The sequence below is a fragment of the Paraburkholderia franconis genome, from assembly GCF_009362735.1.
GTDB lineage: Bacteria > Pseudomonadota > Gammaproteobacteria > Burkholderiales > Burkholderiaceae > Paraburkholderia > Paraburkholderia franconis.
This window is the reverse complement of sequence record NZ_WHNP01000004.1, coordinates 212,033-238,678: the sequence shown is the minus strand read 5'-3', so window position 1 is coordinate 238,678 and position 26,646 is coordinate 212,033. Positions and strand designations below refer to the sequence as shown.

Annotated in this window: 25 protein-coding genes; 9 read left to right on the top strand and 16 right to left on the bottom strand. The window is 64.6% G+C overall.

Going from position 1 to position 26,646, the window contains the following annotated elements; translation table 11 throughout:
- Positions 1 to 22: 22 nt before the first annotated feature.
- Complete coding sequence (locus GCT13_RS06100) at positions 23 to 1,246, top strand: ROK family transcriptional regulator (RefSeq protein WP_152756121.1); 1,224 nt, start codon at positions 23 to 25, stop codon at positions 1,244 to 1,246.
- Here the strand turns inward: GCT13_RS06100 and GCT13_RS06095 are convergent.
- Positions 1,240 to 4,341 carry a transglycosylase domain-containing protein gene (locus GCT13_RS06095; RefSeq protein ID WP_152755932.1) on the bottom strand — a complete coding sequence of 1,034 codons (3,102 nt, stop codon included), beginning with the start codon at positions 4,339 to 4,341 and terminating at the stop codon, positions 1,240 to 1,242. The genes GCT13_RS06100 and GCT13_RS06095 overlap by 7 nt on opposite strands.
- A 343-nt stretch (positions 4,342 to 4,684) precedes the next feature.
- Between GCT13_RS06095 and GCT13_RS06090 the strand changes: the two genes are divergently transcribed.
- Both GCT13_RS06090 and GCT13_RS06085 read left to right on the top strand, forming a co-directional pair.
- On the top strand, positions 4,685 to 5,962 hold the full coding sequence (locus GCT13_RS06090) for an NAD(P)/FAD-dependent oxidoreductase (protein ID WP_152755930.1): 1,278 nt from the start codon (positions 4,685 to 4,687) through the stop codon (positions 5,960 to 5,962).
- A gap of 117 nt (positions 5,963 to 6,079) precedes the next feature.
- Complete coding sequence (locus GCT13_RS06085; RefSeq protein ID WP_152755928.1) at positions 6,080 to 6,769, top strand: TetR family transcriptional regulator; 690 nt, start codon at positions 6,080 to 6,082, stop codon at positions 6,767 to 6,769.
- 779 nt (positions 6,770 to 7,548) lie between these two features.
- Here the strand turns inward: GCT13_RS06085 and GCT13_RS06080 are convergent.
- From GCT13_RS06080 to aroQ, 3 genes are all read right to left on the bottom strand, one after another.
- The gene (locus GCT13_RS06080; protein ID WP_152755926.1) at positions 7,549 to 8,907 is read right to left on the bottom strand and encodes an MFS transporter; all 1,359 of its coding nucleotides are present in this window, start codon (positions 8,905 to 8,907) and stop codon (positions 7,549 to 7,551) included.
- A 62-nt stretch (positions 8,908 to 8,969) separates the two neighbouring features.
- On the bottom strand, positions 8,970 to 9,824 hold the full coding sequence (locus tag GCT13_RS06075; protein WP_152755924.1) for a shikimate dehydrogenase: 855 nt from the start codon (positions 9,822 to 9,824) through the stop codon (positions 8,970 to 8,972).
- Entirely contained in the window at positions 9,824 to 10,279 is a 456-nt protein-coding gene (aroQ, locus tag GCT13_RS06070; protein ID WP_152755922.1) for a type II 3-dehydroquinate dehydratase, read from the bottom strand. Before aroQ ends, GCT13_RS06075 begins: the two co-directional genes overlap by 1 nt.
- A gap of 443 nt (positions 10,280 to 10,722) precedes the next feature.
- Between aroQ and GCT13_RS06065 the strand changes: the two genes are divergently transcribed.
- Entirely contained in the window at positions 10,723 to 11,061 is a 339-nt protein-coding gene (locus GCT13_RS06065) for a hypothetical protein (RefSeq protein WP_152755920.1), read from the top strand.
- Between the two features lie 160 nt (positions 11,062 to 11,221).
- The gene (locus GCT13_RS49070) at positions 11,222 to 11,533 is read left to right on the top strand and encodes a hypothetical protein (protein WP_152755918.1); all 312 of its coding nucleotides are present in this window, start codon (positions 11,222 to 11,224) and stop codon (positions 11,531 to 11,533) included.
- A 39-nt stretch (positions 11,534 to 11,572) separates the two neighbouring features.
- On the opposite strand, the gene GCT13_RS06055 is transcribed toward GCT13_RS49070, so the two are convergent.
- From GCT13_RS06055 to GCT13_RS06025, 7 genes are all read right to left on the bottom strand, one after another.
- Complete coding sequence (locus tag GCT13_RS06055; RefSeq protein ID WP_152755916.1) at positions 11,573 to 11,908, bottom strand: hypothetical protein; 336 nt, start codon at positions 11,906 to 11,908, stop codon at positions 11,573 to 11,575.
- 79 nt (positions 11,909 to 11,987) lie between these two features.
- Positions 11,988 to 12,764, bottom strand: a complete 777-nt coding sequence (locus tag GCT13_RS06050; protein WP_152755914.1) for an AraC family transcriptional regulator — start codon at positions 12,762 to 12,764, stop codon at positions 11,988 to 11,990.
- Between the two features lie 200 nt (positions 12,765 to 12,964).
- Positions 12,965 to 14,284: an FAD-dependent oxidoreductase gene (locus GCT13_RS06045; protein ID WP_152755912.1), complete on the bottom strand. Its 1,320-nt coding sequence runs from the start codon at positions 14,282 to 14,284 to the stop codon at positions 12,965 to 12,967.
- Entirely contained in the window at positions 14,281 to 14,553 is a 273-nt protein-coding gene (locus GCT13_RS06040; RefSeq protein WP_152755911.1) for a 2Fe-2S iron-sulfur cluster-binding protein, read from the bottom strand. Before GCT13_RS06040 ends, GCT13_RS06045 begins: the two co-directional genes overlap by 4 nt.
- Positions 14,546 to 15,667: an NAD(P)/FAD-dependent oxidoreductase gene (locus GCT13_RS06035; RefSeq protein ID WP_152755909.1), complete on the bottom strand. Its 1,122-nt coding sequence runs from the start codon at positions 15,665 to 15,667 to the stop codon at positions 14,546 to 14,548. The genes GCT13_RS06040 and GCT13_RS06035 overlap by 8 nt, the downstream gene beginning before the upstream one ends.
- Positions 15,664 to 16,641, bottom strand: coding sequence for a 4-hydroxyproline epimerase (locus GCT13_RS06030; protein WP_152755907.1), 978 nt, complete (start codon positions 16,639 to 16,641; stop codon positions 15,664 to 15,666). Before GCT13_RS06030 ends, GCT13_RS06035 begins: the two co-directional genes overlap by 4 nt.
- Positions 16,592 to 16,843: a hypothetical protein gene (locus GCT13_RS06025; RefSeq protein ID WP_152755905.1), complete on the bottom strand. Its 252-nt coding sequence runs from the start codon at positions 16,841 to 16,843 to the stop codon at positions 16,592 to 16,594. Before GCT13_RS06025 ends, GCT13_RS06030 begins: the two co-directional genes overlap by 50 nt.
- A 145-nt stretch (positions 16,844 to 16,988) precedes the next feature.
- On the opposite strand from GCT13_RS06025, the gene GCT13_RS06020 reads away from it, so the two are divergent.
- A complete protein-coding gene (locus GCT13_RS06020; RefSeq protein WP_321574209.1) occupies positions 16,989 to 17,894 on the top strand; it encodes a dihydrodipicolinate synthase family protein in 906 nt (301 codons plus the stop codon).
- Between the two features lie 124 nt (positions 17,895 to 18,018).
- Here the strand turns inward: GCT13_RS06020 and GCT13_RS06015 are convergent, their stop codons facing one another.
- Entirely contained in the window at positions 18,019 to 18,741 is a 723-nt protein-coding gene (locus GCT13_RS06015; RefSeq protein ID WP_152755903.1) for a response regulator transcription factor, read from the bottom strand.
- 263 nt (positions 18,742 to 19,004) lie between these two features.
- Between GCT13_RS06015 and GCT13_RS06010 the strand changes: the two genes are divergently transcribed.
- A complete protein-coding gene (locus GCT13_RS06010) occupies positions 19,005 to 20,312 on the top strand; it encodes an MFS transporter (protein WP_152755901.1) in 1,308 nt (435 codons plus the stop codon).
- Positions 20,313 to 20,504: 192 nt separating this feature from the next.
- Complete coding sequence (locus tag GCT13_RS06005; RefSeq protein WP_152755898.1) at positions 20,505 to 21,989, top strand: MFS transporter; 1,485 nt, start codon at positions 20,505 to 20,507, stop codon at positions 21,987 to 21,989.
- Between the two features lie 107 nt (positions 21,990 to 22,096).
- Here the strand turns inward: GCT13_RS06005 and GCT13_RS06000 are convergent, their stop codons facing one another.
- A complete protein-coding gene (locus tag GCT13_RS06000) occupies positions 22,097 to 22,369 on the bottom strand; it encodes a hypothetical protein (RefSeq protein ID WP_152755896.1) in 273 nt (90 codons plus the stop codon).
- Between the two features lie 149 nt (positions 22,370 to 22,518).
- Complete coding sequence (locus tag GCT13_RS05995) at positions 22,519 to 22,956, bottom strand: DoxX family protein (RefSeq protein ID WP_152755894.1); 438 nt, start codon at positions 22,954 to 22,956, stop codon at positions 22,519 to 22,521.
- Between the two features lie 312 nt (positions 22,957 to 23,268).
- On the opposite strand from GCT13_RS05995, the gene GCT13_RS05990 reads away from it, so the two are divergent.
- A complete protein-coding gene (locus GCT13_RS05990; RefSeq protein ID WP_152755892.1) occupies positions 23,269 to 23,991 on the top strand; it encodes a DeoR/GlpR family DNA-binding transcription regulator in 723 nt (240 codons plus the stop codon).
- A gap of 57 nt (positions 23,992 to 24,048) precedes the next feature.
- Here the strand turns inward: GCT13_RS05990 and GCT13_RS05985 are convergent, their stop codons facing one another.
- Both GCT13_RS05985 and GCT13_RS05980 read right to left on the bottom strand, forming a co-directional pair.
- The gene (locus GCT13_RS05985) at positions 24,049 to 25,095 is read right to left on the bottom strand and encodes an ABC transporter permease (protein WP_152755890.1); all 1,047 of its coding nucleotides are present in this window, start codon (positions 25,093 to 25,095) and stop codon (positions 24,049 to 24,051) included.
- A 1-nt stretch (position 25,096) separates the two neighbouring features.
- Positions 25,097 to 26,629 carry a sugar ABC transporter ATP-binding protein gene (locus GCT13_RS05980; RefSeq protein WP_152755888.1) on the bottom strand — a complete coding sequence of 511 codons (1,533 nt, stop codon included), beginning with the start codon at positions 26,627 to 26,629 and terminating at the stop codon, positions 25,097 to 25,099.
- Positions 26,630 to 26,646: the final 17 nt, after the last annotated feature.

The window sequence follows — 26,646 nt, the reverse complement described above, 5'->3', positions numbered from 1 at the left end:
CACGAGTAACCAGATACCGTCGATGGATACGGGCACCCGTTCACCGCTGAAACGCACGGTCGGATCGAACCAGGTCGGCATGCGGCAGTTCAACGAGCGGATCGTGTTGCAGGCGATCCGCTTGCATGGGCCGCTGCCGAAGGCCGATGTGGGCCGGCTCACGCGTCTGTCGATGCAGACCGTGTCGATGATCGTCGAGCGTCTGATCGACGACGGACTGCTCGAAAAACAGGCGCGCGTGCGCGGGCGCATCGGGCAGCCGTCGGTGCCCATCGCGTTGCGTGCGGAAGGCGCCTATACGATCGGCGTGAAGGTCGGGCGGCGCAGTCTCGATGTGCTCGCGATGGACTTTCTCGGGCGCGTGTGCTGCCGCGAAGTGCAGGAGTACGCGTATCCCGATCCGCGCACGCTCTTCCCCGCGCTCGAAAGCAAGCTCGCGCGCGTGGACGACGCGCTCGGCGCGCGGCGCGGGAAAGTGGTCGGCGTGGGCGTCGCGGCGCCGCTGTGGCTCGGCGGCTGGCGCGACTTTCTCGGCGCGCCGCCCGAGGCGCTCGACGCATGGAACGACATCGACATCCGCGCGCGCATCGCATCGATGACGGGCCTACCCGTCGAGTTCGCGAAAGACACGACGGCCGCCTGTGCCGCCGAGCTCGTGATGGGCCAGGGCCGCGGCATCCACAACTTTCTGTATCTGTTCGTCGGCACGTTCATCGGCGGCGGGCTCGTGATCGACGGACGCCTGCACGGCGGTCCGCACGACAACGCGGGCGCCGTCGGCTCGATTCCGATCGTGGGCGGTAGTTCACGTCAACCCGCGCGGCAACTGCTGCATGCGGCATCGGGCTTCGTGCTCGAAAAGCTGTTCGTCGATGCGGGCGCGCCCGCGACGGCCGCGCACGATCACCGCGCGTTGTCGGCGGACCTGTGGCGTCTGACGGAGCAATGGCTCGACACCGCGTGTCCCGCGATCGCCGGTGCGCTGACGAATGCGGCGGCACTGCTCGATCTCGAAGCTGTGGTGATCGACGGCGAAGTGGACCGGCAACTGGTGCGCGAAATCATCCGGCGCACGGAGCGCGTGCTCGACAGGTTCGAATGGGAAGGCATCGTGCGCCCGCAACTGCTGGAAGGCACGATCGGCTCGGACGCGCGCGCGATGGGCGGCGCGATCCTGCCGCTCTACGCGCACTTCGCGCCGATGCACGAACTGTTTCTGAAGCCGGCCACCGACGTCGGCTATTGAGCGAGCGGCGCGGCGCCCTCATCCGGCGACGCGCTGCCCGCGACTTTCGACGCTGTCCTGTCTTTCGATGCAGGCTCGTCGAGCAACGGCTGCAACGCGGGCGCCATCGACTTCAGCAACTGCACGGCGAGCGCGCTCGTGAAGTCGTAGCGCTTCGCATACGGCTCGTGCACGACGGCCGTCAGCGTGCCGAAGAAGCGGTCGCCGATCGCGAACACGAAGGTCGCCGTGCGGTTGACCTTGCGCGACTCGATCAGCCGGCGGCCCTTCGCGTAGATATTGAGGCGCTGGTCGCCCGTGCCCGTCTTGCCGTAGACCTCCATCGTCTGGCCGTCGGGGAACGTCATGCCGCCTGCGAGACGCCTCGCCGTGCCGCCCGTGACGACATCGCGCAACATGCCCTGCACGACGCGCGCAATATCCGGCGACACTGCTTCGTTCGGCTGCGGCGCCGCGTGCACGAAGTGCGTTTCATACGGCGTGCCCTTCGCGAATTCGAGATCCGCGATGCTGTGCGTCGGCGCCTGCTCGCCCTTGTTCGCGATCACGCCGATCAGTTGCGCGAGCGCCGCCGGCCTGTCGCCCGATGCGCCGATGGCGGCCGCATACGACGGCGTCAGATGCGCGAACGGATAGCCGAGCGCCTGCCACGACTTGCCGATCGCGTCGTACGCATGCTGCTCGACCATGCGGCGGATGCGGCGGTCCTGCGTTGCGTGATAGCGTGTCTTGAAGAGCCACTTGTATGATTCGGCGCGCACGTCGCGGCTCGCTTCCATCACTTCGTTCGTGCTCGCATCGGGATGCACGCGCAGATAGTCGACGAGCCACAGCTCCAGCGGATGCACGCTCGAAATGTACGCGCGGTCGTTCAGGTTGAACTTGTCGATGCCGTACTTCGCGTAGAGCTGCGCGAGCGCGTCGTCGGGCGGATTGGCCTTCGGCGTGTTCTTCAACTGGGCGCGCATCTGTTCGTTGAACCACGCCTGCGGCGCATCGGGCCGCACGCTGCGCAATACGGTCGCCAGCTTGGGCGGCGACTTGCGCACGCCGCGCAACAGGATCGCGACCATCTCGTCCTGTGTCTTGCCGTGATACTTCGTGTAGAAACGATTCATGTACACACGGCTTTCCTGATCGGCGAAACGCGTCAGATACATCTTGCGCGTGTCGGGATCGTCGAGCCATTGCGACGACGGGCCCGACGTCCTGATCGTTTCGTAGTGGACGATATCGCGCATGAGCCGCACGAATACGAGGTTCACCGAATGCTGGAAGGCCTGGCGCACGGTGAGGATGCGCGAGTTTTCGTCGGCCTCGAAGTTCGTGAACGCCTGCGCGCCGCCGCCCGTGTAGAACAGTTCGCCCGCGTTCGCCGAATACTTGCGCTCGACGGCCGCGTCGAGCATCGCGGAAAGCGAGCGGTCCTTCGTGTGCATCAGGTAATCGACGGCCCAGCGCGTCAACGCGTCTTCGCGTTCGGGCTTCACGGCGCGCAATTCGTCGACGCTCATTTGCCCATAACGCTGGTTCAATTCCGTCACGATCTGCAGATACGTGATCAGCGTGCGCAGCTTCGCCGTCGAGCCCAGGTTCAGGCGCGCGCCCGAGCTGATGTCGAACGGACGGTTGACGCTGTCCGTCTGCACGCGCAACAGGTTCTCGCCGTCACGTTTTTCGAACAGCGTGAAGCTGAACGCGATCTTCGACGGATCGTCCTTCGGCTGCAGCATGTTGAAGCCATACAGGCGCGCTGCCTGCGCGCCGTCGCGTGTGGTCGCGTCGGCGAGCCGGTCGCTGATGTCCTGCTGAACCTTGTTGTTCATCGTCGACGTGACGCGCACATCGAGGCGGTCGAGGTCATACAGATTCGACACGCCGAGCGACGACATCAGATGCGTGCGCAAGGACGTGACCGCCTTGCGCGCGACGTATGAATCTGCGGGTGTTGCGAGCTTGCCGCGCGTGAGCACGAGTTGCTGCGAGAGCGCCGCGTCGCGCAGCTGCGCGCCGATCACGCCGTTCGCCGCCAAGAGGCGCAGGTAGCTTTCCGTCAGCGCATTGAGTTCGGCGTTGTTGCGCAGCAGGAAGTGCGACGGCCCGCGCTGCGCGATCATCAGCGACAGCACCTGCCGTAACGCGAGGCCCTGTTCGGCGAGATTGTCGGGCGTCGCTGGCGCTTTCAGCACGCGGTTCACTTCGTCGAAATCGCGGCCGTACCAGGCGGCGAGCCCATCGCCGATCCCGTTGATTTCGCCGATGCCCGGCTGCGCGGCGAGCGGCACCGAGTTCAGATAGCGCACGACGATCTGCTCGCGCGCGGGCATCGTGCGCGGACCGTCGAGATACGCGCGCACGGACGCCGATGCGATCTGCCGCAGCTTTTCCTGAGGCGTCGCCGTGCGGCCGCCCGGCGAGTGGCGGAATTTCTCGATCTGCGTGGCGAGCGTGCTGCCGCCGGGCTGCGCCTGATGATGGTTGAAGAACCGCATGCCCTGATCCATCAGCGCGCGGCTGAAACGCGTCCAGTCGATCGCGGGGTTGCGGTTCGGCTGGTCGGCGTCGAGCAGATGCCGGTCTTCGATGAAAAGCAGCGCTGACACGACGACGGGCGGCACCGACGCGAAATCGTCATAGACGCGCGTCGGATACGACGAGCCGAACAGGTGCGCGCCCGTCGAGTCGTACAGCATCAGCCCTGCCTGATCCTTTTCTTCGTAAGGAATGAAAAGGCCGTCGTCCGCGAGCGAAGCCATGCGTTCCGAATCGCGCGCCTGCGACGCAACCGAGAAACCGCGCTCTTTCAGGCGGCGTTCGAACGCCGGCAGCAGCGCGTAGCCGAGGCGGATATCGTAGGGGCCGTCGGTGGGAAAACGGATGGTGTCGCTCGGGCCTTCGGAAACGGTAAAACCGACGTCGCGGGTGAGCTCCGAGAGGTAGCGGGCCTGCAATCCTGACGTGTCCATTTCGATCTGGACAAAGCGCACGCCGATCGCGACGGCCACTAGAAACGCGGCGAAAAAGAGCCACTTGAACCACTTCCAGACGGACGTGGTGCCGATTGCGCGTAGCGGAAACCGTAGTGGCCGGTTCATGGCGGCGTCTCCTTGCAGATGCCTGACCACATTAACCTCGACTAATATCAGTCTACCGCGTAAAGCGCTCTTGCGAGGGGTCGGAAGTGGGACGACTTCGTGAAGTGAGTACGCCGAGCAACATAGCTGTCATGGACGCGCAACGAAGCCGCCGTTTTGGGCGCGCGTCAGCGGTGACACGGGATTCACGAGGCATCGCGTTTGATCCTGGCGGGCCGATGCCGGCGCAACATCCGCTGCTCGCGCCGACGCAAAACCGCCGGCGCCGACCGCTTCGGTATACCGAATATGACGCGCATACGAATTTGAGTAACATAGCCGCGCACCTGACTCTCAACGCCCTATGCAGAGCTACTACGAAGCAACCGTCGAGCGGCCCGCGCGCCCCGCATCGGCTGGCAAACTGAGCGCAAACGTGTGCATCGTCGGAGGCGGACTGGCGGGGCTGTCGACCGCGCTCGGGCTCGCCGAGCGCGGCGTGCGCGATGTCGTCGTGGTCGAGGCGAACCAGGTCGGCTATGGCGCATCGGGCCGCAACGGCGGCTTCGTGTTCGGCGGCTACAGCCTCGATTGCGCGGACCTGCTGAAAATCCTCGGGGCGGCGCGGGCGCGCGAACTCTACGCGCTGACAAGCGATGCCGTCGACCTGATGCGCGCGCGCATCCGGCGTTATGCGATCGCCTGCGATGCGACGGATGCGGGCGCGATCCTCGCGAACTGGTTCGACGATCCGGCGCGGCTCGAAAGCCAGCGTCGTCTGATGAAGGAATCGTTCGGCGTCGAATGGGAGACGCTGAGCGCCGCCGAGCTCGCCGGTCGGCTGAAGACTTCGCGCTATCACGGCGGCCTTTTCGAGCGCAACGCGTTCCACTTTCATCCGCTGAAGTATGTACTGGGCGTCGCGCGCGCGGCGGAACAGGCGGGCGTGCGCATCTACGAGAAGTCGCCCGTCACGGCCCTGCGCAGGCAGGGCGCGGGCTTCGTCGTCGAGACGGCGCAAGCGTCGATCGACGCGCGGCATGTCGTGATGGCGGGCGGCGGCTATGCGCGCAACGTCTACCCGCGCGTCGAGCGCGCCGTGCTCCCGATCGCGACCTACGTGATGGCCACCGAGCCGCTCGGCGCGCGTCTGTCCGAGGCGATCGACTGCCCCTCAGCCGTCTACGACACGCGCTTCGCGTTCGACTACTACCGCCCGCTGCCCGACACGCGCATCCTGTGGGGCGGGCGCATTTCGATTCTCGATCGCGAGCCCGACGCGATCGCGCGTCTTTTGCGCCGCGATTTGCTGAGGGTCTATCCGCAACTGCGCGACGTTCGCATCGAACACGCATGGGGTGGCCTGATGAGCTATGCGCGGCATAAGATGCCGCAGATCGGCCAGAGCGCTGACGGCGTCTGGTATGCCGTCGGCTTTGGCGGACATGGCATGGCGCCGACAACTGTTTCCGGCGAATTGCTCGCGGCCGCCATCGCGGGCGAGCGCCCCGTGCCCGAAGCATTCGCGACGTTCGGTCTCACGCATACGTTCGGTGCGCTGGGCCTCGCCGCCGCGCAGCTGACCTACACGGCGATGCAGACGCGCGATGCGCTCGCGGACCGTCCGCGGCGCGCGTCATGAGATGCGTGGCGCGGCTCGCGCGCATGCGCCGCGATGAACGTTGCGCATGCCGCCAGGCCGCGCCGGACGGCATTTTCGACATGCTAGAATGAATCGTCATCGCCGCCGGAATACACAATGAAAAAGGGAAGCCGAGCTATTGCGCCCGAGCCAGTCGACACCCCCAAAGAAAACTCCGAACCACGGCGCAAATACGATCCCGAAGAGACGAAGCGCAACATCCTCGAGGTAGCGACGCAGGAGTTTTCGTCGATGGGACTCGCGGGCGCGCGCGTCGACGCGATCGCCGAGCGCACCAACACCACGAAGCGCATGCTCTACTACTACTTCGGCAGCAAGGAAGGGTTGTACGAGGCCGTGCTCGAAAAAGTGTATGGCGACATCCGCTCGCTCGAACAGGATCTGCACGTGAGCGACATGAGCCCGGTCGAAGGCTTGCGCAGCCTCGTCGAGTTCACGTTCGACTATCACGACAAGCATCGCGACTTCGTGCGCCTCGTGACGATCGAGAACATTCACGGCGCGAAGTACATCGAGCAGGTGAAGACCTTCAAGAGCCGCAACGCGAGCGTGATTCGCACGATCGAAGATCTGCTCGCGCGCGGCGTCGCGTCGGGCGACTTCCGCGACGACATCGATGCGATCGATCTGCACTTGCTGATCAGCTCGCTATGCTTTCACCGGATCGCGAACCGGCATACGTTCGGCACGGCGTTCGGGCGCGATCCTTCGCATGCGAGACTGCGGGCGCGGCATCGGGCGATGATCGTCGATGCGACGTTGAGGTTTGTGAAGCGGAACGGTTAGGTTTTTTGTTTTTTCGTCTGCGACGCTGGTGGTTTTTTTGCTTTTAGCTTGCCGCTGGCATCCGCGTTAGCGCCTCGCGGCGCGGGCGTTGCCCGTGTGCTGGGCGGCACTCACTTTCTTTGCCGCCGCAAAGAAAGTAAGCAAAGAAAGCGGGCTCACACCGCCAATCCTTGACCTTTACCCACGGGCTCTCAACGTCCCCATCCTTTACACGGCAGCACACACGGCCCATGTTCGTTGCCAGCGCACTACTTAAGCGCCTCACCTGCATCGAGTACCCGAATTGCGGCCCGCAACATCGAACATTCCTGCGCCCCTTTGCGGCAAACTGTGTGTAGGCATTCGCACCACACAGGACACCCTCGCTACGCGATGCGGCTGCAAGTACGGGCGTTGCCCTGTACGACACTGCAACCTCCATTCACTACCGACATGCGGCGCTGAAGCGTTCGTTGCCCTTAGCCGTGCCACACGTGCATGAAGTGGGTGAGGCGTTTAGCCAGCACGTTGGCAACGAACGTACGCCAGTACATTGCCGCGCGAACGATGGGGCCGTTGAGAGCCCGTGGGTAATCGTCAGCACCGGCGGTGTGAGCCCGCTTTCTTTGCTTACTTTCTTTGCGGCGGCAAAGAAAGTGAGTGCCGCCCCGCACAGGGGCAACGTCTGCGCCGCGAGGCGCATGCGCGGATGCCAGCGCAAAGGCAAAAACACCGAAACAAAAGGCAAAACAAAAGGCAAAAACAAACCAAAAGCGTCGCAGACAAAAAAACCAAAAACATCAATCGTGCAACACAATCCGCTTGATATCCCCAACGATAAAGATATACGACAGCGCCCCGATCAACGCGATCACACCGATAAACACCAGCGCGCCCACGAAAGAACCCGTCGCCGACACGATGAAGCCGACCACGAGCGGCGTCACGATGCCCGCCAGGTTCGCAGCGAAGTTGAAAATCCCGCCCGTCACGCCGAGCAGGCCATCGGGCGCGATATCCGACACCAGCGTCCAGCCGAGCGCCGCCATGCCCTGCGCAAAGAACGCCACCGACAGGATCACGATCACCGTCACGTTGCTCTCGACGTAGTTCGCGAGAATGATCGTCGACGCGAGCAGAAGACCGGCGATGATAGGGAGCTTGCGCGCCACGTTCGCCGACACGCCACGGCGCAGCAGCCAGTCCGAGAACGTGCCGCCGAACATCACGCCGATCGAAGCCGCGATGAACGGCATGATCGCGAAGAAGCCGATCTTGAGCCAGCCCATGTGGCGCTCGGTGGCGAGGTAAGTCGGGAACCAGGTCAGGAAGAACACGAGCGTCGAGTTGCCCGCGAACTGGCCGAGGCAGATACCCGTCAGTTGACGATGCTTCAGCAGCTGCCCAATCGTGCGCCAGCTGAAGCCGCCGTTGTTACCGGTAGCAGCCGTTGCTTCCTTCGATGCCTTGCGGTGCGTCAGACCGCCGCCCGCTTCGATGTACTCAAGCTCGGCCGCATTCGCGCCCGGATGATCACGCGGCTCGCGATAGAAGCGCCACCACACGAGACCAAACACAACACCCACGCCACCGACGACCCAGAAGAGCGAGCGCCAGCCGAATGCGCCCATCAGCGCGAACAGGAACGGGCTGAAGAACGCGAGGCCGATGTATTCGCCGACGGTGTACGTGCCCGTCGCCATCGCGCGCTCGCTTTGCGGAAACCACGTCGCGACGATGCGGCTATTGGTCGGAAAGCACGGCGCTTCCGTGACGCCAAGGCCGAGGCGGCACGCGAGCAGCGCGCCGACGTTGTGCACGAAACCCTGGGCGAGCGTGAAGCACGACCAGAGCGTCATCGACAGGTAGTAGGTGATCTTGCTGCCGAAGCGGTCGAGAAACAGTCCGCCCGGAATCTGCGACGCGACATAGCTCCACGAGAACGCCGAAAACATCACGCCCATCAGCGCGGCGCTGATGCCGAGTTCCTTTGTCAGTTGCGGCGCGGCGATGCCGAGCACCGTACGGTCCAGGTAGTTGATCATCGTGCCGATCGCGAGCAGCGCGAGGATGCCGTAGCGCGCCTTCGAGCGGCGCGCGGTGGCCACGCTCTTCGGCGGAGCGGCCGATGCGTCGGGATGTTGAATCGATTGCGGCATGGTTGTCTCCGTGTCCTGGGGCAGGACCTGTCGTAGTGCGTGGTAGTGCGTAGTAGCGGGTGTTAGCGGTTCAGCAGCGACTGCAGGTGCGCGTACATCCGTTCCGGGTCCGGTTCGCGGCCCGTGAAAATGCGAAAGGCGTCGACGGCCTGATAGACGGCCATGCCGCCGCCGCTCAACGTGCGGCAGCCCACTTCTTCAGCGGCTTGCAGCAGCGCCGTGCGGATCGGGAAATAGACGATGTCGGCGACCCACAGCGCGCTGTGCAGCAGTTCGGCGGGCAACGGCATGCCGGGCAGCTTCGCCATGCCCGTCGGCGTCGCGTGAATCAGGCCCGTGGCCTGCTCCATCGCGCCTTGAAGGAACTCGCCCGCGCTCACCGTCGCGGCAGGGAAGCGCTCCTGCAATTCGGCGGCGAGCGACTTCGCACGCGCGCTGTCGACGTCGAACACCGTCAGCGCGCGCGTGCCCATCATCAGCGCCGCGTGCGCGACGGCCGCGCCCGCGCCGCCTGCACCCAGTTGCACGACGCGGTCGAGATTCGCGCCCGGCAGCCCGCGTTGAAACGCGCGCGCGAAGCCGGACCAGTCGGTGTTGTGACCGATGCGCTTGCCGTCGCGCAACAGCACCGTGTTGACGGCGCCGAGCGCGCGGGCGTCGTCGGAGAGTTCGTCGAGCAGCGGAATGATCTGCTGCTTGCACGGATACGTGACGTTGAAGCCGTTGAAGCCCATCCGCTCGGCGGCGACGATCAGTTCCGGCAGCGCGGATGCGTCGAGCTTCAGCGCTTCGAGATCGATGCGCCGGTAGACGTATTGCAGGCCGAGTTGACGGCCCTCTTCTTCATGCATGGCGGGGCTCAGCGATCCGCCAATGCCCGAGCCGATCAGGCCCACCAGATACGATTGCGTGCTCATTACTTCACCTTCTTCGACTTCAGGATTTCAGCCATGCGCTCCAGCGCGAGCACATAACCTTGCGTGCCGCAGCCGCAAATCAGGGCTTCCGCGACGGCCGATACATACGAGTGATGCCGGAACGCCTCGCGCTTGTGGATGTTGGAGATATGCACTTCGATCACGGGCTTCGCGATCGCAGACAGCGCATCCGCGATCGCCACCGACGTATGCGTATAAGCGGCGGGATTGATCACGATGCCCTGCTGCGTCTCGCGCGCTTCGTGAAGCCAGTCGATCAGCTGATGCTCAGCGTTCGACTGACGGAAATCGACGGCGAGATCGAGCCGTTCGCCCGCATCGCGGCAACGGCGCGCGACATCGTCGAGCGTTTGCGCGCCGTAGATCGTCGGCTCTCGCGTGCCGAGCAGGTTGAGATTGGGTCCGTTCAGGACCAGCACCGACGCAAAGCTCATGACTGACCGCTCCACAAAATTGACTCTCCGCGCGGAAAACACAACCGCATCAACGACGTTGTTCCGCGACGTGAACCGAAGTTTGCACCCGTATCCGGCGCGCGTCTTTTGGGGTTTCTACTAAATTTGTACGATCTAGTTAGTTTTAAATATCGCAACACATGCCGTTATTTTTCATGGACTTCTCGTGGAGCGGACAGCGAATAGTAGTAACCAAATGGTACGAAATCGCTGGCGTTTGGATAGCTGGAACGCGCTCGAAACGGCGCTTCCGACCGGCACGGCGAGCGCTTTGCGCAGGGTCCGCATCGTCGCTGCAGCCGCCCGAAAGCCGGGCATGCGGCTTGCCTCGATATAATTTCCCGAATGTTTTGCGGCATTTCGCCGACGGCAGCGGCAGTCACGCCGCTCACCGTGCGCGGCCGCCAACGCGAAGGAGAGTTATGAGGAAGCTAGCCGTCACCCTGTCCGTTCCGCTGTTTCTCGCCGCCTGCGCCGCCTATCAGGCGTCGCACAACCCGGATGCCGGCGATCCGATGAAAGACACGATGACGAACCGCTCGACCGACGACGTCATCCGATGCATGACCCAGGCCGCGGCAAAGCACGACACGCCTGTCAAGGCCACGCCGATTCCGCAAGGCCAGATGCTCGATTTCGGCGATTCGAACATCGTCAAGGTGCGCACCGATAACGGCGGCACGACGTTCCGCTATTACGCGGGCAAGCGCAACACGTCGAATCTGTGGATCGAAGGCGCGAGCAAGGAATGCGCGCCTTGAAGGCAGCTTTCGGCGCTGCGAGGCCACCGGAATGTAATCAGATGAAACAACTTTGCCCGCCCGGCAAAGGCCGGCGGGCGGGGACTTTAAGAATCGTTTAAGTCTTGGCCGTCACGATTCGTCTTCGACACTGACCCGCGTTCCGCACGAGGTGCCCTGGATGGATTACTACAACGACCGTAACGACCTGACGAAGCGCAGCGCAGCCGGATCATCGGCCGCGCCGGCGCGCGACGCCAACACGACGACTGCGCCGAAAAAGTCGACGCTTCTGCGCCGGCTTCTGAGCCCTCACGAAATCGCCACGCTGCTGCTTTTGCTGCACGCGCCCGTCGCCGCGTTCGCAAAACCGGAGCTTCCGATGCTGCAGGAAGCGGGTCTGGTCGAGACCGTCTCCACCGATGCAGGCGAATCGCATATCCGTCTGACGCCCGAAGGCAACGCGATCCTGCGCGGACTCGGTGTCCGCTGAACGTCTACGGCAGCGCGCCGCGCCTCTCGCGCCCCGTGATCATGCCTGCCACACGGCATAACCGGCTTCACGCAATCCGATCGCCAGCTCGACTTCCATGTCGCACGCGCCTTCGTATGGCATCGGGTTGAACACTTCATACAATTCCGGCATCAGCCTCAAGCCGTAATCGCGTACGTAGCGGTTCGACTGGATGCCCGCCTTGTGCCGGTCGAAGCGCAGATCCGGGTCCAGCCCTGTCATTCCCACATACACGCACGGACGCTCGAAACGATAGCCGGGATTCGCGCGCCGAAAGCGCGCCTCGTTCCAGACGGTATCATCGAGCGCCACCACGTACACGTAGTAGCGAAGCTTTTGACGGCGAACGGGCATCGTGTGCGGAATTTTCTTCTGAGCGCGCTTCGCTGGATGCGCGTGCGGCGTTCGCGATGGACGTCGGCGCGATTGACTGCTAGTTGCGCGAAGTGCCGTGCAACAGCATCCGGTATTCGGTCGGTGTTACGCCGACCGTCGCCTTGAACTGCCGCGTGAATGCGCTGTGATCGGTGTAGCCGCACAACGCGGCGACATCCGTTACCTTGTCGTGCGAGACGAGCAGCGACGTCGCAGCATCGAGGCGCGTCTTCAGCAGCACCTGACGCGGCGTCAGATGAAACACCTTGTGGAAGTACCGTTCGAGCTGCGCCACCGACATATCCGCCATCGCCGCGAGATGCTTCAGATTCAGCGGCTGCACGTAGTTCTCTTGCAGATACTGGACGACCGTCGCGAGCCGGCTGTACGCGGGATGGCTGCTTTCGTCGGCGCGCAGGTCGCGCGAAATGCCGGCCAGACCGACCACGCGCCCCGCCGCATCGCGCAACGGCTGCTTGCAGGTCAGGCACCAGCCCGGCTGCCGACCCGGATACAGATGCAATTCGAGCTGATCGACCATCTGGCTGCCGACATGAATCACGGCCTTGTCCTGTGCCGTATAGATGCGGCCGAAGCGGCTCGGGAACACCTCTTCCGCCGTCTTGCCGAGCAGCGCCTCTTTCTCCTTGAATCCGCAGCGCGACACGAGCGTGCGGTTGACGAGCGCATAGCGCGCCTGCGCGTCCTTCACGAAGAACACGATGTCGGGCATCGCGTCGAAGACGGGTCCGAGCAACGCGAAATGCGAAAGCATCCCGGCGAGCGACGCGTCGCCCGGATCGAGCGCGTCGAGCGTATGAGCGAGCGTGTTCATCGTGCGGGTTCCGTGCATGAACTGCGGTGGACGGTGGATGTCGGCCCCGGCAAACGCTCGCGGGGCTGGTCGATTATAGGGCGGCGCGATGCGCGCGAAGAAATTCGCTTTGCGGGGTTTGCAGGCGTTTTGTAGTCTGATGTGTGCCTTATATGTGCATGAGGTGCCTGCCGCCCAGCGCGGTCGACGCTGGTGGCTTCTCAGTCGGCGGCCGTCTGTGTGTCGGCGGCCAGCATCAACGTGCCGATCCGCGCGGGACTGATGGGCGGACGCGTCTGCGCGACCTGCCACCCGAACAGGGTTTGCGCCGCCGCGCCGCACACACGCCCCTGACATGCGCCCATGCCGCAGCGCGTGTGCAGCTTCGCATCGCGCCAGTTCGCATGCATGCGGACCTCGCCAATCGACACGTCTTCGCAGCGGCACAGCAGCGTCTCGTCGCTGGGCATCACGCGCGCAAAATCGCGCAACGCGAATGCCGTCTCGACGCACCGCGCGAAATGACGCCAGCGCTCGCGTTCCTTCACGAGCGCGTCGACGAGCGTCTGATTCCCGACACCCGCCGCATGCAGTCCGGCGAGCCGCCCTTCGACGTGCGCGAGTTCCATCCCGCCGACGCCCGTGCATTCGCCCGCCGCGAACACGTAATCGACGGACGTGCGCTGCGAGTCGTCGACGAGGATCGCTGCATCGCCGTCCATTGCACAGCCCAACGCCTGAGCGAGCGTCGCGTTCGGCACGAGCCCGTAGCCGCAAGCGATGCGGTCGCAATCGATCGACACGATGCGCCCATTGGCTCGCTCGATGAGCGCGCGCTCGACGCGTCCGTCACCCTGCGCAGCACGCACGACGCCTGACGTCAGATAGCGCAGCCCCGCGAAGCCGCGCGTCAATTGCGCCGCCTGCCGGAGCTTCGCGGGCGTGGCCGCAAGCGACGCGCCGAAGCGCATCACGGAAGCCCGCGACGCCTGCTCCACGACGGCGACGACCCGCGCACCCGCCGCGCGCGCAGTGGCCAGCGACGCGAGCAGCAACGGACCGCTGCCCGCAATCACGATGCGCTCGCCGCGCACCGGCACGCCGCCTTTGATCAACGCCTGCAGGCCGCCCGCGCCTGTCACGCCGGGCAGCGTCCAGCCGTCGAACGGCAGCAGCCGTTCGCGCGCGCCCGTCGCGAGAATCAACCGCTCGTAGCCGATGCGCGCGCCGCCGTTTTCCGCCGATTCGATCAGCAGACGGCGTCCGTCGAGCGGGGCGACGACGCGCGTCGATTGCAACAGCGTCACGCGCGCGTTCGAATCGTTCGTATCCGTCGCGCCGATCGCCCCTATCGCCTGCAAGTGAGCGGTCAGCGCCTTTGACGGCGAATGCGCGGGCCCGTAACGCCACACCTGCCCGCCCGCGCGCGGATTGTCGTCGAGCACGGCGACGCGCGCACCCGCGCTCGCGGCCTCGCGCGCAGCAGCGAGACCCGCAGGCCCCGCACCGACGACGACGACATCGAAGTGCGCGTCGTTCATCGCCGCCTCGCCGTCTGAATGATCTGGCCGTCGCGGCACAGCGTCTGACACGCGAGCACGTGCGCGCGCCCATCGACCGTCACGCGACACTCGTGGCACACGCCCATGCCGCACAACGCGGAGCGCAGCTCGCCCGTCACCGATGCGCGCGTCCCGCTCATGCTCGCGCCGCAGACCGCGAGCGCCGCAGCGACGGTCGCACCCTGTTCGACATCGACTGCCTCGCCGTCGATCACGACGCGTACGCGTGCATGCTGTGCATCAGACATGGCAGACCTCGAAGCGCGCGGGCAGAAACGGATCGGCGGCGATCGCGGCGGGCGTCCGCGTGATCTGCGCGGCGAGCAGTTGCGCCGTGCCGAGCGACGTCGTCACGCCCAGCCCTTCGTGTCCCACGGCGAGCCACACGCCGGGCGCCGCACTGCCGGCGGGCCCGATCAACGGCAAGCCATCCGGCGACGCCGCGCGAAATCCCGTCCATGCGCGCAGGCCGTTGAGCGCGGGCAATCCGGGCAGATAACGCGCGGCGCGCTCGAGCATCTGCGCGAGCACGGGCATTTCGACGGCTGGATCGGTCGTGTCGAACTGGCGCGACGAGCCGATCAGCAATTGCCCCGTCGGACGCGGCTGCGCATTGAACGCGACCGACGTGCCCGTCGCGTGATGCGCGCTCTTGATGTAGCCGAGTTCGAGCAGTTGATGTCGAATGAAACGGGGGTAACGGTCCGTGATCAGCAGATGGCCCTTCTTCGGCTGCAACGGTAGCCTAGGCACGAGTGCCGCCGCCTGCAATCCGTTCGCGACGACGACATGCGCACACGCGATACGCCCGCCATCCGAAAGCGTGACCTGATGGCCGTCGAGCGCTGTCACACGCGTATCGAGCCGCACGTCGATCAACGCTGCCGCCGGCGACTGCGTGAGCAGCCATTGCGCGGCGGATGGCGCATACACAATGCTGTCGTCCGCGATGAGAAGGCCGCCTGCCATGTCTGGCGCAAGCGACGGCTCGCAGTCATACAGCGCGCGCGCATCGAGCAGATCAGCCGCGACCTGTTGCGCGGCGAACGCCGCCTGCATGGCGCGCGCGGCATCGAGTTCTTCGGCATCGGCGGCGACCCAGAGCGTGCCGCAACGCGCGAACGCATCGCGCGCGCGCAACTGTGGCGCAAGATCGAGCCACAGCTCGCGCGAATAACGGCTCAACGCGAACTCGGCGGGCGAATCGTTCATCACGACGATGTGCCCCATGCCCGCCGCCGTCGCGCCGCCGCCGATGCCCTGCGCGTCGAGCACCGTCACGCGCAGACCGCGCGCCGCGAGTTCCGCAGCGCACGCCGCGCCGACGATGCCCGCGCCGACGATCACCACGTCGGCCGTCATACCGTGCGGATGCCCCACGCAAACGGATCGCGCTCTTCGAAGCACAAACGGCTTTCGGCCATGATGTGCGCGTGTCCCGTGATGGTCGGAATGATCGCGCGAACGTCGTTCTGCGTGCCGCCGTCGACGCCACCGTCCATGTAGCTCGCGTCGAACACACTGCCGATGATGCTCTCCTGCCGCCACACCGCGCCAGGCGCGAGCTTGCCGTCGGCGGCGAGGCACGCGACTTTCGCGCTCGTTCCCGTGCCGCACGGCGAGCGGTCGTACGCGTTGCCGGGGCACAGCACGAAACTGCGGCTATCGATCCCTTCACGCGAGCCCGGACCGAAGAGTTCGATATGGTCGATCGGCGCGCCGTTCGCCCCTGTGATGCCCGACGCGGTCAGCGCGTCGCGGATCGCCGAGCTGAAGCGCGTGAGTTCGGCAATGTTCGATGCGTCGAGCGTACGTCCATGGTCGGCGACGAGGAAGAACCAGTTGCCGCCCCACGCAACGTCGCCCGTCAGCGAACCGAAGCCCGGCACGTCGACGCGCACATCCTTGCGATGCCGGTACGCGGGCACGTTGCGCACCGACACGCTGAGATCCTCATTGAGCGTCGCCTCGACGATGCCCACGGGCGTGTCGATCAGATGGCGTCCCGGCCCGATGCGCCCCATATGCGCGAGCGACACGACGAGCCCGATCGTCCCATGTCCGCACATGCCCAGATAGCTGACGTTGTTGAAGAAGATCACGCCCGCCGCGCATTCCTTGTGATCCGGCTCGCACAGCAGCGCGCCGACAACCACATCGGAACCGCGCGGCTCGGTGACGATGCCCGCGCGCCAGTCGTCGAAGCGCGCGCGAAACACGTCGAGCCGTTGCGCAAGCGTGCCGCCGCCGAGATCGGGGCCACCGGACACGACGAGGCGGGTTGGCTCACCGCCCGTGTGCGAATCGATTACGTTCAGGGTTTTCATGACACTCATGGTAGGAATGCGGCACCGCGCAGTCTTGAAACGGCTGCGCGTGGATTGTGACGATTTCGGCATAGCCTGCGAAACGCTGGTTGCGTGTTTGACGCGCTGTCGGCTGGTCCGTTGAACGGTCATCGGCATGCCCTTGCAGCGCATCGGGAAGCGGCATGGTTTGCATGCGCCACGCGGGCAGCGCAATGTGGATCACGGTCATGAATCCACAAATGCGCCTTGAATTACGGATCGCCGTCGCACAGTCACTGTGCCGAAATCGTCACGCACGACGCGCGATTCGCGCAAGACACGCGAATATTCGCTGCTTACACTGCACTCGACTCATCACTTTCAGGAGAGCAGTCGTGGCGCACATCTGGGAAGGCGTATTGCCCGCAGTCACCACCAAGTTCAACGCGGATTTCAGCATAGACCGCGCAGCGACCCGCAAGAACATCGAGGCGCAAATCGATGCGGGCGTCGACGGCATCATCGTGTGCGGATCGCTTGGCGAGGCGTCCACGCTCTCTCTCGACGAAAAGCTGCAAGTGCTCGACGTGGCCGTCGAGGCATCGCGCGGCCGCGTGCCCGTGCTGCTGACGATCGCCGAAAACAGCACGCTCGACGGCTGCCGTCAGGCCGAAACGGGCGCGAAACACGGCGCAGCGGGCTATATGGTGCTGCCCGGCCTGCGCTATCTGTCCGACCGCCGCGAGACGCTGAACCACTTCCGCATGGTCGCCGACGCGAGCCCGCTGCCGCTGATGATCTACAACAATCCGCTCGCCTATGGCGTCGACATGACGCCGGAGATGTTCGCCGAAATCGCCGACGAGAAGAAGATCGTCGCCATCAAGGAATCGTGCGGCGACGTGCGGCGCGTGACGGACCTGATCAACGAAGTCGGCGACCGCTATGCGATTCTGTGCGGCGTCGACAATCTGGCGATGGAAGCGATACTGATGGGCGCGCACGGCTGGGTGGCGGGGCTCGTTTGCGCATTCCCGCACGAGACGGTCGCGATCTATCGGCTGCTGAAGGCGGGACGGCTGGAGGAAGCGCGCACGATCTATCGCTGGTTCGCACCGCTGCTGGCGCTCGATGTGTCGCCGAAGCTCGTGCAGAACATCAAGCTCGCGGAAGCGATCGTCGGCCTGGGCACGGAGCCTGTGCGTCCGCCGCGCCTGCCGCTCGCGGGAGATGAACGCAAGGCCGTCGAAACGCTGATCCGTCATGCGATCGAAACGCGGCCGGCGCTTCCGAAGCTATAAGCGAGAGTGTTTATAAAGACCGAACCGGTGCGCGAAGTCGACTCGCAGGTGCATTGCGCAAACGCCGCGCACGAAAAAAATGCGGCGGCGGAAGCCGTGAACCACGTGCGATACCCGCGTGCGATCAGGCCGCTTCGGCGTGCTGCACGACGGCTTCTTCGTTGCGCAGATGCAGCAGCCGATAGCCGCTCTTGTACACGGGCTGCAAACGGAAATCGTTGTGCGGGTCGATTTGCAGCAGCAGGCGCAGACGCGACACATGGCTGTCGATCGTGCGTGTCACTTCGCGGAACTCGCGTCCCCAGACCATCGCGAAGATGTGATCGCGCGACAGCACCCGGCCGATGTTCGAAAAGAACAGCGACGCCAGCCGGTATTGCGTTCCCGACAGTTGCACGGGCGTGCCGCGCAGCGTGACGAGCTGGCGACGGGTGTCGAAGTGATAGTGCCCGATATCGAAGCTGTCCTTGCCGTACCGTTCCGGATAAGCACGGCGCAACAGCGCGGAAATCCGCTCGCGGAATTCGGCATGACGCGTGGGCAACGTAACGTAGTCGTCGGCGCCGAGCATGAACGCGCGCACGACGCTTTCTTCCGAGTCGTCCTTCGACGCGAACACCACCGGCATCCGCTCGCCGCCGACCGAACGGACCGCCTTCAGCACGTCAGTACCCGACAGACGCAGCGCGTGCCAGTCGAGCACGAGCAGGTCGACGGTCGAACGGGCCAGCACTTTGGACAGCGCGAGGCCGTCGTCGTAGAGCATGCAGCTGTGCCCGGCCTGCACGATGATCTTTTCCAGCAATTTGCCCTGCACAGGGTCACGCTGAAGAATGGCGATACGCATGGTGGTTCCCCCGACAATTGATCACGGATCGCGATTCTCATCAGGCACCGCCATTAAGCCCATAAGACTTGTCCGAATTTGCAAAGATTCTGCGACAAATTACATGCTGTAAAATCGCGCGCTGGCCAAATTCGTCATCACGCCGCCTTATCCGGGCGGGCGTGCCGTGTCCCGTGCGCTACCCCGCACCGTCGCACCCCCGCCTGACGACCGCCGTACTCCGCGCGCAACGCGCGGCTTTTCTCTTTCCATTACGACAGGCAATGCAAGCAACACAACTGGGTAGACCACACGCCCGTGACATCGCGCACGCGCGTCCCTTGACCCGCCACGACTACAAGACGCTCAGCCTCGCCGCGCTCGGCGGCGCGCTCGAGTTCTACGACTTCATCATCTTCGTGTTCTTCGCCCCTGCGATCGGACAACTGTTCTTCCCGCAATCGGTTCCCGACTGGCTGCGCCAGTTGCAGACCTTCGGCATCTTCGCCGCCGGCTATCTCGCGCGGCCGCTCGGCGGCATCGTGATGGCGCACTTCGGCGACCTGCTCGGCCGCAAGCGCATGTTCACGCTGAGCGTGCTGCTGATGTCGCTGCCGACGCTGCTGATGGGCGTGCTGCCCACTTACGCCAGCATCGGCATCATGGCGCCCGTGCTGCTGCTCGTGTTCCGCGTGATGCAGGGCGCGGCCGTCGGCGGTGAAGTGCCGGGCGCATGGGTGTTCGTCTCCGAGCACGTGCCGCAGCGTCACGTCGGCTATGCGTGCGGCACGCTGACGGCGGGCCTCACGGCAGGCATCCTGCTCGGATCGCTGGTCGCGTCGGCCGTGAACCGCCACTTCGCGTCCGCCGATATCGCCGCTTTCGCGTGGCGCATTCCGTTCCTGCTGGGCGGCGTGTTTGGCCTGTTCTCGGTTTATCTGCGCCGCTGGCTGCACGAGACGCCCGTGTTCGCGGAGATGAAGCAGCACAAGTCGCTCGCCGCGGAAATCCCGCTGAAGGCGGTGCTGCGCGATCACGGCCGTGCCGTGATCGTGTCGATGCTGCTCACGTGGATGCTGTCGGCCGCGATCGTCGTCGTGATCCTGATGACGCCGACGCTGCTGCAAAAGCAGTTTCACATCGCGCCGTCGACTGCGCTCTTCGCCAACAGCGTCGCGACGCTGTGCCTGACTATCGGCTGCGTGCTCGCCGGTTCGCTCGCTGGGCGCTTCGGCGCGGGCCGCACGATTTTCACCGGCTGCGTCGCGCTCGGCATCGCGTACTACGCGCTCTTCCAGCAACTCGCCGTCGATAGCGCGATGCTCGTGCCGCTCTATGCCGTCGCGGGCCTGTTCGTCGGCGTGATCGGCGCGGTGCCGTTCGTGATGGTCAACGCGTTTCCGCCCGTCGTGCGCTTTTCGGGCATTTCGTTCTCGTACAACGTCGCATATGCCGTCTTCGGCGGCCTCACGCCAATCGTCGTTTCGCTGATGATGAAGTCGAATCCGATGGCGCCCACGCTCTACGTCGGCGCGCTGTGCGCAATCGGCGCGCTGACCGCGTGCTTCGTGAAGCGAGACGCGGCACGGTAAGCCGCATGCAGTGGCGTGCGTGGGCACGCCGCTTGCGCGATCGGCCGGGCGCATCGACAAAACAATCGCCGCCGCAATCGACACTTCGAGCCGGTCCGAAACGTCGCATCGCACGGCAGTTCTATCATCGACGCATGGAAATTTCTGTCGACGGGAGTCGGTGCTTTATCGCTTGCTCCCGTCCCATGCCAAATGACCCACACACCTCGTTTCACACCGACGCTCGCGCGCATCGTCGCGACCGTCAGCATCGGCTTCGTCGTCACGCAACTGGACGTGACGATCGTCAATATCGCGCTGGCGAAGATCGGCTCGGACCTGCACGCGAACGTCACCGGCCTGCAATGGATCGTCGATGCGTACACGCTTGCATTCGCGGTGCTGATGCTGTCGGCGGGCGTGCTCGGCGACCGCTTCGGCGCACGCCGTCTGTTCGCGTTCGGCCTGGGTCTCTTTGCGGCGGCATCGCTTGCATGCGGGCTCGCATCCGACGCATCGACGCTCGTCGCCGCGCGCGCCGTGCAAGGCATCGGCGCGGCCGCGATGCTGCCGAATTCGCTCGCGCTGCTCAACCAGGCCTGCGGCCATGATCCGAAGCTGCGCGCCCGCGCGGTCGGCTTGTGGACGGCGGCGGGCGCAGTTGCGATTGCGGCAGGCCCCGTGATCGGCGGGCTGCTGATTGCCGCGTTCGGCTGGCGCGCGATCTTTCTCGTGAATCTGCCGATCTGCGCGCTGGGGCTCTTCGCGACGTTTGCCTGGGTGACGGCGTCGCCGTCAGCTTCGCCGTCGTCGAACGATGCGACACGCGACGGCGCGGCCGTGCGCGGCATCGATCCATCGGGTCAGATACTCGCGATCGTCGCGTTGACGGCATTCACGGGCGCCGTCATCGAATGGCGGCCGCTCGGCTTCATGCATCCCCTCGTCGGCGGCAGCTTCGTGCTCGCGCTAATCGCGGCGGCCGCGTTCATCGTCAGCGAGCGGCGCGCCCACACGCCGATGCTGCCGCTCGCGCTCTTTGGCAACCGCACGTTCAGCGCGGCCGTTCTGTTTGGCATCTGCGTGAACCTGACGTACTACGGCGTCGTGTTCGTGCTGAGTCTCTATCTGCAACACGCGCGCGGCGAGACGGCGCTGCAGGCAGGCCTCGCGTTCCTGCCGCTGACGGGCGGCTTCCTGATCTCGAACGTCGCGAGCGGCTGGGTGGTCGGTCGGCTCGGCGTCCGCGTGCCGATGATCGCGGGCGCGATCACGGCCGCGCTCGGCTACGGGCTGCTGCATTTCGCCGATGCCGCATCGCCGCTCTGGACGCTGCTCGTGCCCTTCCTGCTGATCCCGTCCGGCATGGGCCTCGCGGTGCCCGCGATGACGACGGCCGTGCTCGCCAGCGTCGACACGCAACGCGCAGGCACGGCCTCGGCGGTCCTGAACACTGCGCGCCAGGCGGGCGGCGCGGTCGGCGTCGCGCTGTTCGGCGCGCTCGCGAGCGCGGCAGCGGCCACGAGTACCACGGGTGCTGCGCATATCGTCAGCGGCCTCAAGGCATCGACGCTGATTTCCGCATGTCTGCTGCTGATTGCGCTCGTGCTCGCGTGTCTCGTGCATCCGCAGCCGCATGCGCACGGCCGGCCACGCAACGCTGCTGGCGGCGCGCGCCCCGCCAGCGCGAACGAATGACAAAGACGCGGCCGATATTACGGCCCAGGCACGGCGCCCTAAAAGCACAACACCCACGATGCACGCGCGTCGTGGGTGTTGCAATGTCCGGCAAACCCGGAAAAGCGCTACAGCGTTGCCTGCTGGATCACGCCTGTTTCAAGCGCTTTCTCGATGAGCCCGTCGCTCTGCGCCTTGCTGATCGCATCGGCGATCTGCTTGTCGGGCTCTTCCATATCCGCCTTGATCGAGCCGATCAATCCGGCTGCATCGAAAACGACCAGTGTCTCCGCTGTGTCGGCCCGGCTGATGATCACGCGGTGGTGCATCGGCCCTTCGCCGAAACTCGCGCAAAACCGCATGACCGTGCCGCCGATCGTATGGTCGAAAGCTTGAATCATCGCGTGCTCCTTTAAGTCAAACTGGCTTGTCCGGATGCTGTATCCGGGAATGACGCAGGAATGATGCCCGCTCCCACCTGGGCGCCGCGGACCGGCTGCAACATGAACCGGCCCCGTCGCAACGCTTCGCGCCGCTGCGCGCGCAACGATCACAGGCTGCTGCTCAGGCCGCCTCTCGGCGCACGCGCGCCGTCGATGCTGATGCGTCCCGCACCCGTCACGCAAAGCAACAGGAAGCCGCCTGCGATGCCGACGTTCTTCCAGAAATGGATCACCATGTCGCGCTGCACCGCCGCGTCGGTGATGTTCCAGAAGTCGTGCCCGAGGATGGCCGTCGCCACCGTGTACACGGCCATGAACAACCCGAGCGCGCGGATCTTGAAGCCGACCACCAGAAAGATGCCGCCCAACACCTCGACGGCCGTCGCCACCGGCGCGGCGATCTGCACGAGCGGCACGCCCTTCGAGTGCAGATAGCCGACGAAGCCTGCATACCCGATCAGCTTCATCACGCCGCCCCACAGAAAAAGTGCGGCAAGCATGAGCCGGGCAAGAAGAATTACGCCGGAGTCGACGGGACGCGTCATAGGTGTGGCTCCTGGATTGAATTAAGCAGCAGACCGACCGGCACGTCATCAGTTCCCGGGCGCTGCAGTCAGAATAAGTGCAATGCTCGGGTTTTCCAAGGCGACAGATTAAGCCGAGTCTGCCTGAATCCCTGGTTTTGCGTGCGCGGAGCAACGACAGAAATGCAGACGGGTCGCCGACCATCAACGGACAAATTCCCCGACCCGTCGATGCGCGCGTTTGTTATAATCCTCTCAGGAAATCGAACAAAATCTAACGCGCGTTTTTCACCGCCATCCTACGCCATCCATTGCGTTAGCGAGACCTTTCCCATGCTGAAAACCGAACGTCTGCGCATGCTCGCCGATGCGCTGGCCAAACAGAACGTGATGCGGCTGCGCGACGCGGCGACGCTGCTCGGCGTGTCGGAAATGACGGTGCGGCGCGATATCGCGGCGAGCCCGGACCATTTCACGTACCTGGGCGGCTACATCGTCAGCGCGACGGACGTGCCCAACACGGCCGGCTATTCGCTGGAACAGGAAAAGGACCACTTTGCGCAGGCCAAGGCGGAAGCGTCGGCCATCGCTGCGAAGCTGATCGGCAACAACGAGACGCTTTTCATCGATTGCGGCACGACGCTCACGACGCTCGCCCGCCTGATTCCGAACGACATGCACGTGACCGTCGTCTGCTATTCACTGAACGTCGCGGAAATTCTGCGGCGCAAGCCGAACGTGCGGATGATCCTGCTGGGCGGCGTCTATGTGCCTTCGTCGGATTCGTTCGCCGGTGACGAGAGCATCGAAGTGCTGCGGCGCATGGGCATCAACAAGGCGTTCATCTCGGCGGGCGGCGTCGACGAGGCGCGCGGCGTCACGTGCTGGAATTTTCACGAAGTCGCGCTGAAGCAGGCGGCGATGGCGAGCGCGGTGGAAAGCCATCTCGTCGTCGACAGCAGCAAGTTCGGCGTCGTGAAGGCCGTGCGGTTTTCGAAGATCGAAGACTTCACGTCGATCATCAGCGAGAAGGGGCAGGAGTTGCGGAAGGGTTAGTTTTTTGTCTGCGACGCCAGCGGCACGCCAAAAAACCAACAGCGTCGCAGACAAAAACTACCCCTTGCGCTGCAAAGCAAACAACGTCCCCGCGATCAGAATGAACGCGCCGATGATCACCTTCTGCCACGTGCTCGGCACGCCGACAAGAATCAGCACGCTATTGATCAGCGTCACCAGCACGACGCCGAGCAGCGTGCCCGCCACCGTGCCCGTGCCGCCCGTGATGCGCGCGCCGCCGAGTATCACGGCCGCGATCACATCGAGCTCCGTGCCGACGAGATCGAACGGATTCGCGAGCCGGTTGTTCGACACATGCAGAATGCCCGCAATGCCCGCGAGCATCCCCGTATAGCCGAACACGAACAGATGGATCGCGCGCAGGTTGTAGCCGAGACGCTCTGCAATCGCGAGACTGCCGCCCATCGCATAGACACCGCGGCCCATCATCGTGCGGTTCAGCAGCCACCACGTGACGACGGCCGCGATCACGAGCGCGAGCACCGACGCAGGCAGCACCGCGCGCAAGCCGTCCACCGTGTGATAGAAAAAGAGTGGAATGCGGCCGAAGCGATCCATGCTGTGCGGAATGTTCATGAAGAACGTCGTGCCGATGAACGTCAGCAGGATGCCGCGATACAGGTACTGCGTGCCGATCGTCACGATCAGCGAAGGCGCTTTCAACCGATGCACGAGCACGCCGTTGATCACGCCGAGCACGATGCCGCCCACTGCGCCCGCGATCAGGATCAGCGCGAACGGCGCATCGGGCCACCACGCGAAGACGGCCTTCGTGATCGCATACATCGTCAGCGCGCCGATCGCCGTGAACGACACGTCGATGCCGCCCGACGCAAGCACGACGAGCGTGCCGAGCGCGAACAGCGACATCGTCGTCGCCGAATGGAGCAGATCGAACAGCGTCGCGAACTGGAAGAAGCGCGGGTTGATCGCGCCGACGATCACGCACATCGCGACGATCAGCGCCGCGGTGAACCACTCCGGGTTACGCGAGAGCTTCGCGCGCCATGTCGGCGGCTTGACCTCGGGCGCGATTTCGACGACGTTGGGGGTAGTCATGGTCCGGTTCATGATAGACGACATCTCATGCAGCCTCTGACAACAGAGCGTGATACAGCTCCGCTTCGTTCAACTGGTCCGCGCGATACTTGCTCGCCACGCGGCCTTTCTTCATCATCAAAATGCGGTCGCAATTCTGCAGCAGTTCGGGCAGGTCATCGCTGATCAGAATGATGCCGATGCCGCGCTGCGAAAGCTTCTGCATGATCCGGTAGATGATGTCCTTCGAGCCGACATCCACACCGACGGTCGGCCCATGCAGGATCAGCACGCGCGGATCGATGGCGAGCCAGCGGCCGATCAGCACGCGTTGCTGGTTGCCGCCCGACAGCGACTGCACCGGCTTGTCGACGCCGGGTGTTGCGATCTGCAAGTCCCTCACGGTCTGCTCGGCGAGCTGCTGCGCGCGCGTACGGTCGATCTGGCCGAAGCGGTCACGCAGGCTCGCGATCATCGCGGTGATTACGTTGTCGCGAATCGGCTTGTCGAGAAAGAGCCCTTCGTTCAGGCGGTCTTCGGGCACATAGCCGATCCGATGATTCTTCGCATCAGACGGCGTGCGCAATGCAACGGGCTTGCCGTCGAGCGAGACCTTGCCGCTCTCGGCGGGCGCGACGCCCGCGAGCGCGCGCGCAAGTTCGTTGCGGCCCGAATCGAGCAGACCCGTCACGCCGAGAATCTCGCCGCGATGCAGCTTGAACGACACATCGCGGAACTGCGCGCCGCGCGTGAAGCCCTGCACGTCGAGCACGACTTCATTGCCGACAGCGCCATCGCGATAGCGCTCGTTCGACAACTGCCGCCCTGTCATCAGCTCGCTGATCTGCGCTTTCGTGTAGTCGCCGATAGGGCCTTGCGCCATCTTCTGACCGTCGCGCAGCACGATCACTTCGCCGCCGATCGCATAGCATTCGTCGAGCTTGTGACTCACGAACAGCACGGTCACGCCTTGCGCGCGCAGATTGCCGAGCACGGCGATCAGGTTGTCCACTTCTTTCTGCGTGAGCGATGTGGTCGGCTCGTCCATGATGACGAACTTCGCTTCGCTCGCAATCGCGCGCGCAATCGCCACGAGTTGACGCGTGGCGAGCGGCAGCTGTTCAATCAGCGTCGACTGGAATTCAGCGCCGCCGGGCAGGCCGACGGCTTCGAGCGCTTTCGCCGCCGTGCGCGCGAGCGCCTTGCGGTCGAACGTGCGCGTGAGACGGCCGTTGTGCTCGGCAAGCTCGGACGTCAGCGCGACGTTCTCCGCGACGCTCATGTTCGGCAGCAGCGACAGATCCTGATAGACCGTCTCGATGCCCGCCGCGAGCGATTCGAGCGCCGACAGCCGCGCATGATGCACGCCTTCGATGATCAGTTCGCCCTCATCGGGCGGCTGCGCGCCGGAGATGATCTTGATGAGCGTGCTCTTGCCGCAGCCGTTTTCACCGAGCAGGTGATAGATCTGTCCGCGCTCGAACGACAGGCTCACGCCGCGCAGCGCATGCACGCCCGTGAAGCGCTTGTGTACGCCGACCACCTGCAAAAACGGCGTGGAGGAAACGTTTTGATTCATGCCGAAAGCCGTGCTCC

What these genes read in the sequence shown, in the direction of transcription:
- GCT13_RS06040 (WP_152755911.1), bottom strand. Translation starts at nt 14,553, where the DNA reads ATGTCTGATGCACAGCATGCACGCGTACGCGTCGTGATCGACGGCGAG.
- GCT13_RS06090 (WP_152755930.1), top strand. Translation starts at nt 4,685, where the DNA reads ATGCAGAGCTACTACGAAGCAACCGTCGAGCGGCCCGCGCGCCCCGCA.
- GCT13_RS06035 (WP_152755909.1), bottom strand. Translation starts at nt 15,667, where the DNA reads ATGACGGCCGACGTGGTGATCGTCGGCGCGGGCATCGTCGGCGCGGCG.
- GCT13_RS05995 (WP_152755894.1), bottom strand. Translation starts at nt 22,956, where the DNA reads ATGACGCGTCCCGTCGACTCCGGCGTAATTCTTCTTGCCCGGCTCATG.
- GCT13_RS05985 (WP_152755890.1), bottom strand. Translation starts at nt 25,095, where the DNA reads ATGTCGTCTATCATGAACCGGACCATGACTACCCCCAACGTCGTCGAA.
- GCT13_RS05980 (WP_152755888.1), bottom strand. Translation starts at nt 26,629, where the DNA reads ATGAATCAAAACGTTTCCTCCACGCCGTTTTTGCAGGTGGTCGGCGTA.
- GCT13_RS06080 (WP_152755926.1), bottom strand. Translation starts at nt 8,907, where the DNA reads ATGCCGCAATCGATTCAACATCCCGACGCATCGGCCGCTCCGCCGAAG.
- GCT13_RS06025 (WP_152755905.1), bottom strand. Translation starts at nt 16,843, where the DNA reads ATGACCGTGATCCACATTGCGCTGCCCGCGTGGCGCATGCAAACCATG.
- GCT13_RS06055 (WP_152755916.1), bottom strand. Translation starts at nt 11,908, where the DNA reads ATGCCCGTTCGCCGTCAAAAGCTTCGCTACTACGTGTACGTGGTGGCG.
- GCT13_RS06010 (WP_152755901.1), top strand. Translation starts at nt 19,005, where the DNA reads ATGCAAGCAACACAACTGGGTAGACCACACGCCCGTGACATCGCGCAC.
- GCT13_RS06065 (WP_152755920.1), top strand. Translation starts at nt 10,723, where the DNA reads ATGAGGAAGCTAGCCGTCACCCTGTCCGTTCCGCTGTTTCTCGCCGCC.
- aroQ (WP_152755922.1), bottom strand. Translation starts at nt 10,279, where the DNA reads ATGAGCTTTGCGTCGGTGCTGGTCCTGAACGGACCCAATCTCAACCTG.
- GCT13_RS06100 (WP_152756121.1), top strand. Translation starts at nt 23, where the DNA reads ATGGATACGGGCACCCGTTCACCGCTGAAACGCACGGTCGGATCGAAC.
- GCT13_RS06075 (WP_152755924.1), bottom strand. Translation starts at nt 9,824, where the DNA reads ATGAGCACGCAATCGTATCTGGTGGGCCTGATCGGCTCGGGCATTGGC.
- GCT13_RS06050 (WP_152755914.1), bottom strand. Translation starts at nt 12,764, where the DNA reads ATGAACACGCTCGCTCATACGCTCGACGCGCTCGATCCGGGCGACGCG.
- GCT13_RS06045 (WP_152755912.1), bottom strand. Translation starts at nt 14,284, where the DNA reads ATGAACGACGCGCACTTCGATGTCGTCGTCGTCGGTGCGGGGCCTGCG.
- GCT13_RS06005 (WP_152755898.1), top strand. Translation starts at nt 20,505, where the DNA reads ATGACCCACACACCTCGTTTCACACCGACGCTCGCGCGCATCGTCGCG.
- GCT13_RS49070 (WP_152755918.1), top strand. Translation starts at nt 11,222, where the DNA reads ATGGATTACTACAACGACCGTAACGACCTGACGAAGCGCAGCGCAGCC.
- GCT13_RS06015 (WP_152755903.1), bottom strand. Translation starts at nt 18,741, where the DNA reads ATGCGTATCGCCATTCTTCAGCGTGACCCTGTGCAGGGCAAATTGCTG.
- GCT13_RS05990 (WP_152755892.1), top strand. Translation starts at nt 23,269, where the DNA reads ATGCTGAAAACCGAACGTCTGCGCATGCTCGCCGATGCGCTGGCCAAA.
- GCT13_RS06085 (WP_152755928.1), top strand. Translation starts at nt 6,080, where the DNA reads ATGAAAAAGGGAAGCCGAGCTATTGCGCCCGAGCCAGTCGACACCCCC.
- GCT13_RS06030 (WP_152755907.1), bottom strand. Translation starts at nt 16,641, where the DNA reads ATGAGTGTCATGAAAACCCTGAACGTAATCGATTCGCACACGGGCGGT.
- GCT13_RS06095 (WP_152755932.1), bottom strand. Translation starts at nt 4,341, where the DNA reads ATGAACCGGCCACTACGGTTTCCGCTACGCGCAATCGGCACCACGTCC.
- GCT13_RS06000 (WP_152755896.1), bottom strand. Translation starts at nt 22,369, where the DNA reads ATGATTCAAGCTTTCGACCATACGATCGGCGGCACGGTCATGCGGTTT.